General features: G+C 62.8%; 14 protein-coding genes and 1 pseudogene. 11 read left to right on the top strand and 4 right to left on the bottom strand.

Translation table 11 applies throughout. The features are described from left to right. Nucleotides 1–144: 144 nt before the first annotated feature. Entirely contained in the window at nt 145–1,272 is a 1,128-nt protein-coding gene (locus tag EOC06_RS16310) for an ATP-dependent RecD-like DNA helicase (protein WP_027034850.1), read from the top strand. Here EOC06_RS16310 and EOC06_RS16305 read toward each other — a convergent pair. Beyond that, nucleotides 1,265–1,687 carry an STAS/SEC14 domain-containing protein gene (locus tag EOC06_RS16305; protein ID WP_127328939.1) on the bottom strand — a complete coding sequence of 141 codons (423 nt, stop codon included), beginning with the start codon at nt 1,685–1,687 and terminating at the stop codon, nt 1,265–1,267. The two genes, EOC06_RS16310 and EOC06_RS16305, sit on opposite strands and share 8 nt — an antisense overlap. A 135-nt stretch (nt 1,688–1,822) precedes the next feature. Between EOC06_RS16305 and EOC06_RS16300 the strand changes: the two genes are divergently transcribed. Then, on the top strand, nt 1,823–2,563 hold the full coding sequence (locus tag EOC06_RS16300) for a pyridoxine 5'-phosphate synthase (RefSeq protein WP_128308253.1): 741 nt from the start codon (nt 1,823–1,825) through the stop codon (nt 2,561–2,563). A gap of 104 nt (nt 2,564–2,667) precedes the next feature. Then, nucleotides 2,668–4,587, top strand: a complete 1,920-nt coding sequence (locus EOC06_RS16295) for a potassium transporter Kup (protein ID WP_128308250.1) — start codon at nt 2,668–2,670, stop codon at nt 4,585–4,587. A 58-nt stretch (nt 4,588–4,645) separates the two neighbouring features. Here the strand turns inward: EOC06_RS16295 and EOC06_RS16290 are convergent, their stop codons facing one another. Then, on the bottom strand, nt 4,646–5,539 hold the full coding sequence (locus EOC06_RS16290; RefSeq protein ID WP_128308249.1) for an SDR family oxidoreductase: 894 nt from the start codon (nt 5,537–5,539) through the stop codon (nt 4,646–4,648). Nucleotides 5,540–5,674: 135 nt separating this feature from the next. Between EOC06_RS16290 and EOC06_RS16285 the strand changes: the two genes are divergently transcribed. The 3 genes from EOC06_RS16285 to EOC06_RS16275 all read left to right on the top strand — a co-directional run bounded on the left by EOC06_RS16285 (nt 5,675) and on the right by EOC06_RS16275 (nt 10,269). After that, a complete protein-coding gene (locus EOC06_RS16285) occupies nt 5,675–6,085 on the top strand; it encodes a helix-turn-helix domain-containing protein (protein ID WP_128308248.1) in 411 nt (136 codons plus the stop codon). Between the two features lie 133 nt (nt 6,086–6,218). Then, a complete protein-coding gene (locus EOC06_RS16280; RefSeq protein ID WP_245469655.1) occupies nt 6,219–7,421 on the top strand; it encodes an NAD(P)/FAD-dependent oxidoreductase in 1,203 nt (400 codons plus the stop codon). Nucleotides 7,422–7,458: 37 nt separating this feature from the next. Further along, nucleotides 7,459–10,269, top strand: coding sequence for a CHAT domain-containing protein (locus tag EOC06_RS16275; protein WP_164898610.1), 2,811 nt, complete (start codon nt 7,459–7,461; stop codon nt 10,267–10,269). A gap of 36 nt (nt 10,270–10,305) precedes the next feature. Here EOC06_RS16275 and EOC06_RS16270 read toward each other — a convergent pair. Next, a pseudogene (locus EOC06_RS16270) lies at nt 10,306–11,033 on the bottom strand (glutathione S-transferase family protein). A gap of 94 nt (nt 11,034–11,127) precedes the next feature. Between EOC06_RS16270 and EOC06_RS16265 the strand changes: the two are divergent. The 3 genes from EOC06_RS16265 to ilvC all read left to right on the top strand — a co-directional run bounded on the left by EOC06_RS16265 (nt 11,128) and on the right by ilvC (nt 13,433). Beyond that, nucleotides 11,128–11,586 carry a MarR family winged helix-turn-helix transcriptional regulator gene (locus tag EOC06_RS16265; RefSeq protein WP_128308245.1) on the top strand — a complete coding sequence of 153 codons (459 nt, stop codon included), beginning with the start codon at nt 11,128–11,130 and terminating at the stop codon, nt 11,584–11,586. A 148-nt stretch (nt 11,587–11,734) separates the two neighbouring features. Further along, nucleotides 11,735–12,388 (top strand): TetR/AcrR family transcriptional regulator, encoded by a 654-nt coding sequence (locus tag EOC06_RS16260; RefSeq protein WP_128308244.1) that lies wholly within the window; start codon nt 11,735–11,737, stop codon nt 12,386–12,388. A 25-nt stretch (nt 12,389–12,413) separates the two neighbouring features. Next, the gene (ilvC, locus tag EOC06_RS16255) at nt 12,414–13,433 is read left to right on the top strand and encodes a ketol-acid reductoisomerase (protein WP_127322642.1); all 1,020 of its coding nucleotides are present in this window, start codon (nt 12,414–12,416) and stop codon (nt 13,431–13,433) included. Nucleotides 13,434–13,534: 101 nt separating this feature from the next. On the opposite strand, the gene EOC06_RS16250 is transcribed toward ilvC, so the two are convergent. Next, complete coding sequence (locus tag EOC06_RS16250; protein WP_127270702.1) at nt 13,535–14,095, bottom strand: BA14K family protein; 561 nt, start codon at nt 14,093–14,095, stop codon at nt 13,535–13,537. A 189-nt stretch (nt 14,096–14,284) separates the two neighbouring features. Here EOC06_RS16250 and EOC06_RS16245 point away from each other — a divergent pair, with 189 nt between their 5' ends. Then, nucleotides 14,285–15,397, top strand: coding sequence for an endonuclease/exonuclease/phosphatase family protein (locus EOC06_RS16245; protein ID WP_128308243.1), 1,113 nt, complete (start codon nt 14,285–14,287; stop codon nt 15,395–15,397). 3 nt (nt 15,398–15,400) lie between these two features. Then, a partial coding sequence (locus EOC06_RS16240) for a hypothetical protein (protein ID WP_128308242.1) occupies nt 15,401–15,953 on the top strand: 553 nt, incomplete at its 3' end.

Genomic DNA, 15,953 nt, shown 5'->3' with positions numbered 1-15,953 from the left:
GGTGTGGGGTGAGCTTGTATGTTCCCTTTACGTTCTTGTCTGCGCCTGATAGCCTGACCCGTCGGCGGCATTGAAGCGTCCCGGCGCATCGATGATGGTGGCGGCTGTCTTGTCTTTCCCTTGCGAATCCGGTCTCTCGCGCTGATGGAATTCTCTCCCCAACAGGACGACGCGCTGAAGGCGGTCGCCCAATGGCTGAAGACCGGCCAGCCGCAGCTGTTCCGGCTGTTCGGCTATGCCGGCACCGGCAAGACGACGCTGGCGCGGTATTTCGCCGAACATGTCGACGGCCAGGTGCAGTTCGCCGCCTTCACCGGCAAGGCGGCGCAGGTGCTGCGCTCCAAGGGCGCGGTCAATGCGCGCACCATTCATTCGCTGATCTATCGGCCGAAGGGCGAGGAATCGGTATCGGACGAGGTCACCGGCAAGACCTCGATGTCGCCGACCTTCTCGCTTAACCGCCAGAGCCCGATTACGCGGGCGAAACTGGTCGTCATCGACGAATGCTCGATGGTCGACGAGCAGCTCGGCCGCGACCTGATGAGTTTCGGCACGCCGATCCTGGTGCTGGGCGACCCCGGCCAGCTGCCGCCGATCTCGGGCGGCGGCTTCTTCACCGACCACGAGCCGGATTTCCTGCTCACCGAAATCCACCGGCAGGCGCGCGACAACCCGATCCTGCGGCTGGCGCTCGATGTGCGCGAGGGCCGTGAATTCATGCGTGGCGACTATGGCACGGCGCAGGTGATCGGCAAGGAAGACGTCACCCAGGAACTGGTGCTGAAGGCGGACCAGGTGCTGGTCGGCACCAACCGCACGCGTCGCCGCTACAATCAGCGGCTACGCGAGCTCAAGGGCTTCAACGCCGATTATCCGCAGGCCGGCGACAAGCTCGTCTGCCTGCGCAACGATCCGGCCAAGGGCCTGCTCAACGGCTCGCTGTGGAAGGTGATGACCTCGTCGCGCGAGACGGTGAAGCCCGGCATCAACCTTCTGGTGTCGCCGGAAGAGGACGATCCGGATCGCGGCGTCGCCAAGATCAAGCTGCTCAAGGCGGCGTTCGAGGATCCCGATGCCGATATCCCCTGGCAGCAGAAGAAGCGCTTCGACGATTTCGACTACGGCTACGCGCTGACCGTGCACAAGGCGCAGGGCTCGCAATGGAACGAGATTGTGCTGTTCGATGAAAGCTGGGCCTTCAAGGAAACCCGCCAGCGCTGGCTCTACACCGCCATCACGCGGGCGGCCGAGCGGCTGACGATCGTCAGGTAGGGGCGCCGGATGCTGTTGCTCCGATAGGCTGCGCGGCAAGCCATTGCCAGGCGGCGGCCTCGTCCTCCGCCTTGAAGTGCCTGATTTCAACGGGCGGTGAGGACGGCAGAAAGCGTTGTGCGTCCGCTATCCAGTCCGGTTCGCCGATGGTTGCGCAACGGCCGACATGTTCCAATGCATGGATGGCGCCCTGCTTCAGGGTCTCGTCCGCGATGTCGGCCCAGTCGACGCCATCGTGGTCGACGAGGCGCACCAGCACATCGATGCGCGGATGCAGGGCATAGGCTGCCTCCAGCAGCCCGAAAAGATTTTCACCGTCGGCCGCGGAAACGTGCCCGACGACATCGATGGCGAAAAGGTCGTCGCGGCTGGTCTCGATACGGCGAATTGCCGGAACCTCATCGAGAAAATTCATCGGCGCTTTCCTTTCCCGGCTCGTTCATCAGGCTTGGAACACCCGAAACCCCCAGTCTGTTCCCACCAAAGGCATTACTGTTCCCGTCAAAGGCATTATAGGTGGGCGCGTTGAATGATTTCCGAGGCCGCCCGCATGCCTGCAAAGCTCTCCGTCAACCTCAATGCCATCGCCATGCTGCGCAACCGGCGCGACCTGCCGTGGCCAAGCGTGACCGGCCTCGGCCGCATTGCGCTGGCGGCCGGGGCGCATGGGCTGACGGTGCATCCGCGTCCCGACGAGCGGCACACAAGACACTCCGATCTGCCTGAGATCCGGTCGCTGTTCGACGACGAGTTTCCGCGCGCGGAATTCAACATCGAAGGCTATCCGACCGAGGATTTCCTGTTGCTTGTGGAAAAGCATCAGCCTGAGCAGGTGACTTTGGTGCCGGACGATCCGGCCCAGGCGACATCGGACCATGGCTGGAACTTCGCCACCCAGGCCGCGTTCCTTACACCGATCGTCAAACGCTTGAAAAAAGGGGGCTTTCGCGTGTCGCTGTTTTCCGACCCTGATTCCGATTGGGTGGCGGCCGCACGCGACACCGGTGCCGATCGCATCGAGCTCTATACTGGTCCATATGGCAGCTATCACACAGATTCCGCCAAAGCGGCCAAGGAGCTGGAAAGATTGGGAAAAACCGCTGACGCTGCGCTTGCCGCCGGGCTGCAGGTCAATGCCGGGCACGATCTGGTGGTCGGCAATCTGCCGGCGCTGGTCAAGCGCATTCCGGCATTGGCCGAAGTGTCGATCGGACATGGGTTGACAGCCGACGCGTTGGAGTATGGCATGGCCGGCACGGTGGGTCGGTTCCTCAAGGCCTGCGGATGGTAGCAATGGGCAGCCTGGCGCGGCAGGCATGGCAGCCATTACGCGACGGCACTTGATATTGCATCGCAGCAAGCGTAGAGCACCGCGCGCTTATCGGAGTGTCGTCCATGGCCCTTACCAATGCTGGTAACGAGGCAGAACCTGTCGAACAATCGAGCCATTCTGAGGTCGAACAGCACAGCACCAAGGTGCTGATGTTGGGCGCACTAGGTGTCGTTTATGGCGATATAGGCACCAGCCCGATCTATGCATTTCGCGAGGCGTTGCATGCATCAGCGGGTGGCAACGTCGCCAACCGTGGCGACATCCTCGGCGTACTCTCGCTGATCATCTGGTCGCTGACGATCACCGTCACCATCAAATACATCATGTTCGTGCTGCGCGCCGACAACCGCGGCGAGGGCGGCGTGCTGTCGCTGATGGCGCTGGCGCGCGGCAGTTTCCCCAAGCGTTCAGCATTGATGCTCGCTATCGGCATCGTCGGGGCATCGCTTTTCTTCGGTGACGCCGTCATCACACCGGCGATTTCGGTGCTGTCGGCGGTCGAGGGCATGAATGTCGTCACGCCGACCTTCCAGCCCTATGTCGTGCCGCTGACATTGGTCATCCTTGCCATGGTGTTCGCGGTGCAGCGCTTTGGCACGGGCGGGGTGGGATTGGTGTTCGGCCCGGTGACCGCGGTATGGTTCCTGGCCATCGGCCTTTCCGGCCTCAACCACATCATCGCCGATCCGGAAATCCTGTGGGCGGTGAGCCCGCACTATATCGTCGCCTTCCTGATCAATTCGCCCGATGTCGCCTTCGTGACCATCGGCGCCATCTTTCTCGCCGTGACCGGCGCCGAAGCGCTCTATGCCGATCTCGGCCATTTCGGCCGCAAGCCGATCGTGCTGGCCTGGCTGGCGATCGTGTTTCCCTGCCTGCTGCTCAATTATGCCGGGCAGGGTGCCTTCGTGCTGGCCAAGAATGGCGTCGTCGGCCATCCGTTCTTCGAGATGAACGAAGGCTGGACGCTGATCCCGATGGTCGTGCTGGCGACTGCCGCCACGGTCATCGCCAGCCAGGCGGTGATATCAGGCGCGTTCTCGCTGACCAGGCAGGCGGTGCAGCTCAACATGCTGCCGCGGCTCGAAATCCTGCACACGTCGGAGAAACAGTCCGGCCAGATCTACATGCCGCGCGTCAATCTTCTGCTGGCGCTGGTGGTGATGATGCTGGTGGTCGGCTTCGGCGAGTCCAGCAGGCTGGCGTCGGCCTACGGTATTTCGGTGACCGGCAACATGCTGGTGACGACGGTGCTGCTCTATGTCGTCATGACGCGCATCTGGAAATGGCGGCTGTGGGTGGCAATCTCGCTTACGGCGCTGTTCGGCTTCATCGATGTCGGCTTCTTTGCCTCCAACATCGTCAAGGTGTTCGAGGGCGGCTGGGCCTCGCTGGCCGTGGCCTTCACCGTCGTGCTGGCCATGTGGACCTGGGTGCGTGGCAGCCGCTATCTGTTCGACAAGACCCGACGCAACGAGATCCCGCTGGATTTCCTCGCCGGCAATCTGTTGAAGAAGAAGCCTCAGCTGGTGTCAGGCACCGCCGTGTTCCTGACCAGCGATCCGCTCAGTGCGCCAACCGCACTGATGCACAGCCTGAAGCACTACAAGGTGCTGCATGAGCAGAACGTCATCCTTTCGGTGGTGACCGCGCCGCAGCCGGTGGTGCCCGACAGCGACCGGGTCAAGATGGAGACGGTCAACGAGCTGTTCATGCGCGTGACGCTGACCTTCGGCTACATGGAGCAGCCCAACATCCCGCGCGCGCTGGCGATCTGCCGCAAGCAGGGCTGGAAGTTCGACATCATGACGACCTCGTTCTTCCTGTCGCGGCGTTCGCTCAAGGCCTCGCCCAATTCCGGCATGCCGGTGTGGCAGGACCGGCTGTTCATCGGCCTGGCCCGCACGGCGGCGGACGCGACGGAGTATTTCCAGATCCCGACCGGGCGCGTGGTGGAGATCGGCACGCAGGTGGCGATCTAGGGGCATGCCGGATCGGCGAATGGACTGTGCCTCACGGCACAGTCCATGTCACTCCGCTTCAACCGGCCAGGGCGACCTTGTTCGCCTCGAGGAATTGCTTCAACGTCTTTGGCGTCCTGCCCGAAAGCGACTCGATTGCGTCGGTCACCATGGCGATACGGCCGGCGCGCGTGTTGGCGTCGAAGGACACGATGACCTCAGCGAAATCCTCGGGAACGCCTGATGCCTTCACGCCTTCGGTCAAGGCTTCATCCGAAACCTGGACGACATCGAGCGGCTTGCCGGTGACCTCGCTTACCAGGGCGGCGATCTCGGCCGTCGTGTAGGCCTGCGGGCCGGTCAAGGTGTAGGTCTCGCTTTCGCTTGATGCGTCAGCGAGGCCGGCGGCGATCGCTGCCGCCATGTCGTCGCGCGCACCGTGCGCCATGCGGCCGTCGCCGGCGGACGTGTACCATTTTCCCGAAGCGATGGCGTGCGGCAGGGCCATGAACAGGTTCTCCTGGTACCAGCCGTTGCGGAAGATCGTGTAGGGGATGCCGCTCGCTTTGATCGCCTGCTCGGTGCCGTAGTGATCATTGGCAAACAGCACCGGCGAAACCGGTTCCGGGTTGGGCATCGAGGTGTAGAGAAGGTGGGAAACACCGGCCTTTTTAGCGGCGGCAACCGCGTTCTGGTGCTGCCTCAGGCGCTTGCCGTGTAGCAGGTCGATCTCGCCGGTCGAGATGATCAGCACCCTGTCGGCGCCCTTGAAAGCAGCCTCCAACGATAGTGTGTCGTCGAAGTCAGCCGCCCTTGTGATGACGCCTCGCGCCGCCAACTCGGCAAGGTTTTCCGGATTGCGGGTGGTGGCGATGATCCGGCCCGCGGGGACCTTGAACGTGTCCAGCAGGTGGTTGATGACGCCGCGGCCGAGCTGGCCGGAAGCGCCGGTGACGAGAAGGGTTTGGGTCATGGAAGATCCTGACATTGCGCCGCTAAGGCGGTTCGAGTGGTGGTCTCAAAAAGAGACCAGCACTAAAATAGGAATTGACCCAGAGCCGTAAAGAAGGCAGTTTTTCGGGAGGTAGGCACGCGCAGGGAACCAGCGGTGGACAGCAAGATTGTCAATCTGAGATCGAAGTTGGAGGTCTACAAGGCGGTCTCCGGCGGCGGCAACTTCTCCAATTGTCCGGTCCGCGAGGTCATACAGGGCGTGAGCGGCAAATGGAGCTCGCTGCTGATGATGGCTTTGGCCGAGCAGCCCTATCGCTTCGGCGAGTTGCGGCGGCTGGTGCCTGACATTTCACAGCGCATGCTGACCCAGACGCTCTACGATTTGCAGCGCGACGGCTATGTGCATCGCGAGGTGTTCCCGACCAAGCCGCCGAGCGTCGAGTACAGCCTGACCGATCTCGGACAATCGATGTTCGGCGCCTTGCATCAGCTGATCCTGTGGGCCGAGCTCAATCATGATGCGGTGCGCGGCGCACGCGCCGATTTTGATGCCGCCCAAGGCTGACCAGCGGCGCAAAGCCGTTGGTGACGGCTTGATTTCGTCCCGCCGCTGAAGGATTGTCCCGGCCATCGGCTGTGGGGGCATTGGCATTTCTTACGACATCGCAATTGCAGGCGCCGGGCCGGCGGGACTGGCCATGGCGCTCTATCTCAGGCGGGCCGGGCATCGGGTCCCCGTGTTCGAGCGCTTCGATGAGCCGAAGCCGGTCGGCTCCGGGCTGATTCTTCAGCCGACAGGGCTGACGGTGCTGGCCGGTCTTGGCCTGCTCGACGACATACTGGCGCTGGGCAGCCGCATAGACCGCCTGCATGGCGCCGATGCTTCCACGGGCCGTACGGTGCTCGATGTCCGCTACGATGCGCAACGCGGTGGCCGCTTCGGGCTGGCGGTGCACCGGGCGGCTTTGTTCGGCGTGCTTTTCCGCGCCGCGCAGAGCGAGGCGATCGCCATCGAGACCGGCGTCGAGATCGAGGCCCTGGAGACCGGCGAACGGGCGACGCTGATCTGTGGCAACGGGCGACGGGCAGGGCCGTTCGATCTGGTCGTCGACGCCAGCGGTTCGCGCTCGAAACTGCGCCGCGAAAGCGCTCCAGGCGAGCCGCGGCCACTCACCTATGGCGCGTTCTGGGCCTCGCTCGGCTGGCGTGGCGATGGTTTCGACGAGCACGCGCTGCTGCAACGCTACGACAAAGCGAGCGTGATGATCGGCGTGCTGCCGATCGGCCGGCCGCAGCCGGGCGCTGAAAAGATGGCGGCCTTCTTCTGGAGCCTGAAGCCGTCGGATGCCGATGAGGTGCGCGTTCGCGGCCTGAACGCCTGGAAGGAAAGGGTGGTCCGGCTGTGGCCGCAGAGCGAGGCGTTCACCAGCCAGATCGACAGTTTCGAACAGCTCTCGCTGGCCCGCTACGGCCACCACACGATGAAGCTTCCGGCCGGTAGGCGATTGGCCGTCATCGGCGATGCGGCGCATTCCACCAGTCCGCAACTCGGGCAAGGGGCGAACATGGCGCTGCTCGATGCCGCGGCGCTCAGCAATGCGCTGGCGCGGGCGTCAAACGTCGAGGCAGCGCTGGAGGCCTATGCGAAGGCGCGGCGCTGGCATGTCCGCATCTTCCAGGCGCTGTCGCTGGCATTCACGCCGTTCTACCAGTCGGATTCGGTGGCGCTGCCTTTCATCCGCGACAGGCTGGTGGCGACGGTGGCAAAAATCCCGCCGGCGCCGCAATTCCTTGCCTCGATGGTGGCGGGCACGGTGGTCGATCCGTTTAAGCGGATCGGACTCAAGGAAACACGGTGGAATTTCGGACAAAATCCGGGTCATGATACGACCGCATCCTAGAGTTTTTCGCCTCAGACCGATCCGCATGAACGCTGTCATGTCCATAGTCCGAAAATCGCTAGGCCTGATGCAGGTCGTTGCATCTGTCCTGGCCACGTCGGTCGTGGCGCCGCCCTTGCCGACGGCGCAAGCTCAGACGCCGGGCCAAGCCGGCCAGCAGGCTCCAGCAGGCAGTGAAGAGGCGCTGAAAGTTCGGATCGATGCGGCCTACAAGCTGATGATGGAGGTCGGGCGCTTCGACGATGGTTATGCGCAGTTGCGGGCAGCGCTGCTCGATGCGGCCAGGAGCGACCTCTACGAGTTCACCGTGGAGAGCTACTCGAACGCCGGCGCGACGTTCCTCAACAACCAGATCCTCGACAACGCCGAGGAGATTTTCGCCGAAGGCCTGAAAACCAGGGCGATGCAGCAGGATGTCGCCAAGCGTGCCGATTTCTATCTCAATTACGCGATGTTGAAGCAGGCCGAGAAAGACTATCAGGGCTTCGTTTCCATGTGCGCTACGGCAACCAATCTCTACGCCCACTACCAAGGCACGGAATCCCTGGAACTCATGTATGCCAACGATGTGCTGGCGACAGGGATCGCTGCATTCGGTCAAATCGCTGCGGCGATCAACGTCGACCAGCGCAATCTGGAGATTGCGGAGCGGGTGCTTGGCCAGGATGATCGCTTCACCTGGAAGCTGCAGAACAATCTGGCCGACATGCTGCGTCAGATCGGGGCACCGACACGCGCCTTACAGTACGACCTGAATGTGCTCGAGAAACGCATCGGCTACTACGGGCCAAATCACTTCAACGTTCTGGTCAGCGCCAACAACACGGCTCAGGACTATCTCGACCTCGCCAAGTACGACGAGGCCTTGCGCTATTTTCAGCAGGACCGGGATATCGCCGTCGTCCTCAAGCAGGAAGGCAATTTGATTGAGCAGGCCGATGCGTGGCTGCTCTACACCAGGGCTCTTTCCGGTGCACAGCCGCTCGACGCGCCGACGCTCGCACGCTTGCTGCAGCTGACCAACGACGCGAGTTATCCCGAGATATTGGCAATCAAGATCGCCAACCTGCTCGCCGCGCATTTCGCCGCCATGGGCGATACCGAAAACAGCATGAACCAACTCGGTCGGGCCTATAGCATCGCCGGATCGACATACGGCTCGGTACACCCGCTGACCTTTGCCGCGCGGCAGGCCATGGCCAACCTCAAGGCGAAGACGAATCCCGAGGCTGCAGCCACCGATTTTGCGGCTCTCAACGATGACATGTTGCGTTGGAATTGGTTCCAGGTGAGCACGGCCGCCAACCCGGTCGTCGCTGAAGCCAGCCGCGCCTTGGCCGATGACATGCTCTACGACTATGCGCGGCTGGCAAAAAACAACGCATCGGCAGTGCCGGCATTCGCTGAAGCGGTGCGTCGCTGGCCGACACTCGAAAACGACAAACGGGATCAGTTGCGCAGACTGTCGCGTTTGATCGATCCGAACGATATGGAGACACGGCATTTGATCCAGGCCGGGATACGGCTGTCCCTGGCCTACCAGGAGGCTGCTTCCAGTGGCGACAGTGCCGACGATCCAGGTGCGGTACAGCCCGACCAGGCTCAGGCGGCGTACGAAAAGGCGATCACGAGAGTTACGACCAAGTACAGCTTCGACCAAAGCGTGGTGGACAAGCCTCTGCCGACGGCCAACACGCTGCTGAAGCCCAACGAGGCGCTGATCGATTATTTCATCACTCGCAAGTGGCGGGCGGACCGCGAGAGCGCCGATCCGCTGGAAGACGAACGGCTCTACGCGATCGTCACGCGCAAGGACCAGCAGCCGTCGCTCTATGACCTCGGCGATCCGCGCCGGCTCATCCCCGCCGCCCGGGAAACCCGCATGGCAACCCTCAGGTCGACCCGTTCCGCGCAGGAGCGTGGCGCTGTGACCCTGGTCGATCTGAACGCGACGTTCACAGGGCTTTACGCCGATCTGATCGCACCTCTGGAGCCGTCGCTTGGCGGCGCCCACACGCTTTTCGTGGTACCGGACGGCAAGCTGTTTTCGGTGCCATTCCCGTTGCTGCAGGACAGCAAGGGCGCGTCGCTCGATGATCGCTTCCTGGTGCGCATGCTGACCCGGCCGGAATCGCTGTTGAACGCAGGCATCGATCAGAGTTTTCCCAAGTCCGGCAAGGCCTTGCTGGCCGGCGGCCTGGATTACGCACGGGGTGCGGAGAAGGGTGCCGAACCGCTACCGGGTACCCGCAAGGAGGTCGACGCGATCGCCTCGATCCTGCACGGCGATCATTATTCGGTCGAGACCCTTACCGGGACGGCTGCCGGCGAACGGGCACTGCGCAAGGACATCGAGCAGGCCACGGTTGCGCATCTCGCCACACACGGTGCCTACCGCAACGAGAAAGAAGGCGGCGTCGGCGCCGTGAATGCGCTGTGGCAGAGTGAGGTCGTGCTGTCCCGGTCTGGAAACCGGCAATCGATGAAGCGCGATGATGATGACGGCCGGCTCTATGGCATGGAGCTGATGATGTGGGATTTGTCGAATCTCGACCTGCTTGTGCTCTCCGCCTGCGAGACGGCCCGTGGCCAGGAGACATTCGTCGGCGGTTTGCGCGGCCTGCCGACGGCAATCAACATTGCCGGTGCGAAGCGCTCGTTGCTAGCCCTTTGGCCTGTGGACGATGCGGGAACCGCTGCCTTCATGGTGAGCTTCTACGGCCATCTCGCCGCCGGGCGGACTTATCCGGAAGCGCTGCGCCAGGCCCGTCGCGATGCCCGCGACGGCGAGATATCAGGCGCGCAGGACCCTCGGGTGTGGGCCGCCTTCGTCATGTTCGAAAACTGACGGCCGCGAGCCAACGCTTGCCCGCGATCGATCCGTTCAAGCGGATCGGGCTGGCCGAAGCGCGGTGGCCGGATTGTTTTGCCGGATGAGCCCTGAAAGGTGCGATCCCTTCGCTTGCAGGAAAGCATGCAGGCGCTGCGGATAGTCCGGCGCCACGGCTTGCCTGATCGACGGGCGCTCACTCAACGCTTTGCGCCAGGCCCGAACGAGCGGCTTGCCGTCCAGAATGTCGAAATCACCGATGCGGTCGAAGACATCGAGGTAGCGGAAGACCGGACCGTAAACGGCGTCGACCAGCGAAAAGTGCTTGCTGGCGAACCAGGGTCCGCCGGGCTCGTCCGCCAGCTCGGCTTCGAGGCGATCGAACATGGCGGACAGCGCGCTGGATTCGGCCAGGAAGCCAGCTTCGGTCGAGGCTGAATAGAACCGGCCGATGGCGTTGAGGGTTGCCGAACCGAACTCGATCCAGGCGCGATGACGGGCGCGGGCATAGGGGTCGGCAGGGGGTGGAGGGGATTGGCTTGCGTCTCTTCGAGGAATTCGAGGATGACGGCCGATTCGAAGATGACCGTTTCCTCGCCATTTCGCTGCACGCGCAGCAGCGGCACCTTGCCGAGCGGCGAGATCGCTTTGAACCAATCCGGTTTGTTGGCCAGGTCGATATCGATGCGCTCGAACGGCACGCCCTTTTCGGCCAGCGAAATCGCGGCGCGCTGCACATAGGGGCAGAGGTGATGGCTGACGAGGATGAGCTTGTGGTTCATGGGTTTTCCAAAGTTAATGCATTTGCATCTATATGGATGCATATGCATCGATCGTCAAGCTTGATGCATATGCATCTACTGCCTATGCTTGGCCATGACCGAGAAAGCCACGCCTTCGCCAGAAGCCATCAAGGCCTGGGCTCGCCTGATGCGCGTTTCGCGCCAACTGATGGAAAGCGCTGAAGAAGCGTTGAAGGCCGCCGGCCTGCCGCCGCTTGCCTGGTACGACGTGCTGCATGAGCTCGCTGAGGCGGGCGAGGGCGGGCTGCGGCCGTTCCAGCTCATCGAGCGCACTCTGTTCGCGCAATACAACATTTCGCGGCTGCTGGCCCGGCTCGAGGCCGATGGGCTCGTCGAGAAACTGACGGTGGCCGATGATGGTCGCGGCCAGACCATCCGCATCACCGCCAAGGGCCGCGAGACACGCCGCCAGATGTGGGCTGTCTACGGACGGTCGATCACCGAACTGGTTGGCGTCAAACTGTCGGCGGATGAATTGACCAGGGTCTCCGCACTGCTTGGACGATTGCGCCATCCGCCAGCCTCCGATTAGCGAGGCTTGTCGCGCGGCAACGCATCACTTGGCAGATATTTTGCGCCCGCCCTCTTGCGCGCGGCCTTGGATTGCGCAATATGCCGAACCGTAACGTACGGTACGGCATATCGGAATGACCGGTGGCCCGACCTTTCGAGAGAAGAGCGTGTTGCACAGCGTGCCCGAGATCGACACCAGCGAAGCGCTGACAGAGCGGCAGAAGGCCGTGCTCGACGCAGCGTTGCGGCTGCTGGTCGAAGAGGGCGATCATCTGACCATGACCGCCGTGGCGCGCCGCGCCAGCTGCTCCAAGGAAACGCTCTACAAATGGTTCGGCGACCGCGACGGGCTGCTGACGGCGACGGTGCAATGGCAGGCCTCCAAAGTGCGGGTGGCGCCGGTTGACGGCAAGGGGCTCGATCTTGCCTCGCTGACCGCGAGCCTCGAGCGCTTCGCCTCGGATTGGCTCAAGGTGATTTCCAGCGACACGTCGATCGCGCTCAATCGGGTGGCGGTCAGCCATGCCGGTTCCGGTAAGGACAATCTCGGCGCCGTCGTGCTGGAGAACGGCCGCTTCGCATTGGCCAAACGGCTGAAGCCGGTGCTTGAGGCCGGCCGACGGACCGGGCTTTTGGACTTCGCGGATGCCGAGACGGCGTTCCGCACCTTTTTCGGGCTGGTCGCCCGCGACGTGCAGATCCGTCTGCTGCTCGGCGACCGGCTGGAATTGACTGAGGCGGCGATCGGCGGCGATGCCGCGCGCGCGACGCAGCAGTTTCTCGCTCTTCATGGAGCAACAACCGGCCGCAAGGCCCTCTGATTTGTAAAACGGGAAGGAAGACAAAATGCGCGTCTATTACGATCGTGATGCCGATCTCAATCTGATCAAGGGCAAGAAGGTCGCCATCATCGGCTATGGCAGCCAAGGCAGGGCGCATGCGCTCAACCTCAAGGATTCCGGCGCCAAGGAAATCGCCATCGGTCTCAAGGCCGGCTCGGCGACCGCCAACAAAGTCGAGGCCGACGGGCTCAAGGTGATGAGCGTGGCGGACGCCGCCAAATGGGCCGACCTGATGATGATGGCAACGCCGGACGAACTGCAGGCCGACATCTACAAGAACGAGATCGCGCCGAACATCCGTGACGGCGCCGCTATCGCCTTCGCGCACGGCCTCAACGTGCATTTCGGCCTGATCGAGCCGAAGTCGACGGTCGACGTCGTCATGATCGCGCCGAAGGGTCCCGGCCACACGGTGCGCGGCGAATACCAGAAGGGCGGCGGCGTGCCGTGCCTGGTCGCCGTCAACCAGGACGCCTCGGGCAATGCGCTCGACCTGGCCCTGTCCTACGCCTGCGGCGTCGGCGGCGGCCGTTCGGGCATCATCGAGACCAATTTCCGCGAGGAATGCGAGACCGATCTGTTCGGCGAGCAGGTCGTGCTGTGCGGCGGTCTGGTCGAACTGATCCGTGCCGGCTTCGAGACGCTGGTGGAAGCCGGCTACGCGCCTGAGATGGCCTATTTCGAGTGCCTGCACGAGGTCAAGCTGATCGTCGACCTGATCTATGAAGGCGGCATCGCCAACATGAACTACTCGATCTCGAACACCGCCGAATGGGGCGAATATGTCTCGGGCCCGCGCATCATCACCGCCGAGACCAAGGCCGAGATGAAGCGCGTGCTGAAGGACATCCAGACGGGAAAATTCACCTCGGAGTGGATGCAGGAATACCGCGCCGGCATGTCCCGCTTCAAGGGCATCCGCCGCAACAATGACAGCCACCAGATCGAGGAAGTCGGCGCCAAGCTGCGCGCGATGATGCCCTGGATTTCCAAGAACAAGCTGGTCGACAAGGCCAAGAACTGAGCGAAATCCACAAGCGCTCGAAAACAGCGGCTTCCATGAACAAAAACGGCGCCAAGTGGCGCCGTTTTTCATTCTGTCGGTCAGCTCAGCTACAGGTCAGCTCAATAGGGTGAGTAGCACTGCTGGCGCGGGCCGTTGTAGGGCTGGAAGGTGTTGTCGTAGGCCCGGTACGACCGGTAGCGGTTGTAGCACCATTGGACATGGGCGCTCGAAAGCCGTCCCGCGCGGTAGTAGCGGCGCGGCGCCGGCCGATCGTAGTAGTCGTAATTGTTGTACATGCTGCCGAGGCCGAGCCCCAGGCCAAGGCCAAGGATCGCGGCACTCGCGCCATCATCGTAATAACGGCCGCCGCGATAGTGATGGCGACCATGGCGCCAACGCCAGTTGTCTCCGCCATTCCAGTGACCGCCGCCGCCCTGCCAGTGTCGACGGCCGCCGTTCCAGTTGCCCGACCGGCGCCATCTCCAATCATTGTTGAACTGACGGTTGTTGCCGCCCGCCCAGCTGTCGCGGACAGGCGTGACATTCGGCGCCGCCGTGCTGGTGGGTATCGACAGATCCGGCTGCATGATCGGTCCGGCGGCGGACGGTGCCGTGACGCCGGAAAGGATACCGAGGGCTATCAGCCCCGATTTGACCGTGGAAGAAAAGAGCGAATTCATTGCACTCTCCAAGAGTTACAGGCCCCGCGCCCACCCGAGGAATGGGGCAACAATGGATGTTTGCATCTGAACGGCGGATGAACGGAAAGGTTCCGTCAACCATGACGCGAACGCACCCAGGACCAATCGATCTCAGATGGTGGTCTTGCGCGCTTGTTTTCCGAAGCACTTGCGGGCAAAGGTCATGGCATGTCGCTGCGCCTTGCCACCTTCAATGTCGAGAACCTGATGAACAGGTTCGATTTTTCCGGCTATCGCAACCAGCTCAACGAGGATCGAACGCTGGCGCTGTTCGATATCCAGAGCGAGGCGGAATACAGGATCCTGGAGCAGGCCCGCGCCATCGCCCAGTCCGACGACACGCGCCAACTGACGGCGCTGGCGATCGCTGCCACCCGCGCCGACATCATCTGCATGCAGGAAGTCGACAATATCGAGGCGTTAAAGGCGTTCGAATACGGCTATTTGTTCAAAATGGTGGGGCAGGGCTACCGGCAGAAATACACCACATCGGGCAATGATTCGCGCGGCATCGACGTGGCCGTGATGATGCGCAACGAAACCGCGCAGGGCCAGCCGATCGAATTCGTGCGCATGACCAGCCACGCCTATGTCACCTACGAGCAGTTCGGGCTGTACACGCCGGAACTCGAGGCACTGGGCAATCAGGCCAATGAGCGCATTTTCCGGCGCGACTGCCTGGAGATCGACATCACCGTGGGCGGCGTGCCGCTGACGCTCTATCTCGTGCATTTCAAGTCGATGGGCTCGCCGCGCAACGGGCTCGACGGGCGCGAGGCGACGATGCCGGTGCGCATCGCCGAAGCGCAGGCCGTGCGCCGCATCATCGAGGAGCGCTTCGGCAAGGACTATGCCGCCGACAAGAGCTGGGCGATCTGCGGCGACATGAATGATTATCGCCAGCGCGTGAAGGTGGCCGGCGATGCGATCGACGGCTATCGCTTCGAGGTGGTCGACGAAGCCCTGTCCTGCATCAACGTGCTGACGGCAGGCGGCTTTTGCGAAAATGTCGTCGAGAGGCGGCCGGAGATGAACCGCTGGAGCTTCTACCACACGCGAGGACCCGAAGAGCGGCATCTGTGCCAGCTCGACTACATCCTGTTGTCGAAGGGGCTTGCCGCCAGCAACGCAACGGCCGTTCCCGACATCATCCGCAACGGCCAGCCCTGGCGCACCATCTTTCCGCCGGGGCAGGAGGTCGAGCGGTTTCCGCGCGCCGGCTGGGACCGGCCGAAGGCATCGGACCATTGCCCAGTGGCGATCACGCTGGACATGACCTGACGCATGAGTTTCGACCTCCCGCGCAACGTCATCCTGCCGGTCGACGACATCGACGTCCGGCTCGATCCCGGTCCGCACCCTTTCGCAAGGGACAATGCAGAGGCGATCGCCGAGAACTGGCAGCACGAAATCGCCGCCAATCCGGCGCTGTTCGACGGCATGGTGGTGCTGCTGTCGCAACTTGCCTACCGCGACAGCCGTCTCATCGGCCGCTGCCATGCGGTCAATTACTCGACGTTCATGCTGTGGCGGAAACGGCGCGAGAATTCGGGCGCCGAGCATGCCTATGCCCATGCCATGCTGGTGGCCGGCGACAATGCGCTGGTGGCGATCCGCATGGGTCCTCACACAGTCAACGCCGGCCGCGTCTATTTCGCCGCCGGCTCGTTCGAGCCGATCGATTTTCGCGATGGGCTGGTCGACGTCGATTTCAACATGATCCGTGAGGTGCGCGAGGAAACCGGGCTCGACCTGTCAGGTGCGGAACGCGGCAAGCGCTACCATGCCATGTCGACCAGCAGCGGCACGGTGATCTTTCGCCGCTACCACGCGGCGG

This window comes from Mesorhizobium sp. M7A.F.Ca.MR.362.00.0.0 (assembly GCF_004023175.1).
Classification (GTDB): Bacteria; Pseudomonadota; Alphaproteobacteria; order Rhizobiales; family Rhizobiaceae; genus Mesorhizobium.
Note: the sequence above shows the minus strand (reverse complement) of the source record. Positions and strands in the feature narration are given on the sequence as shown.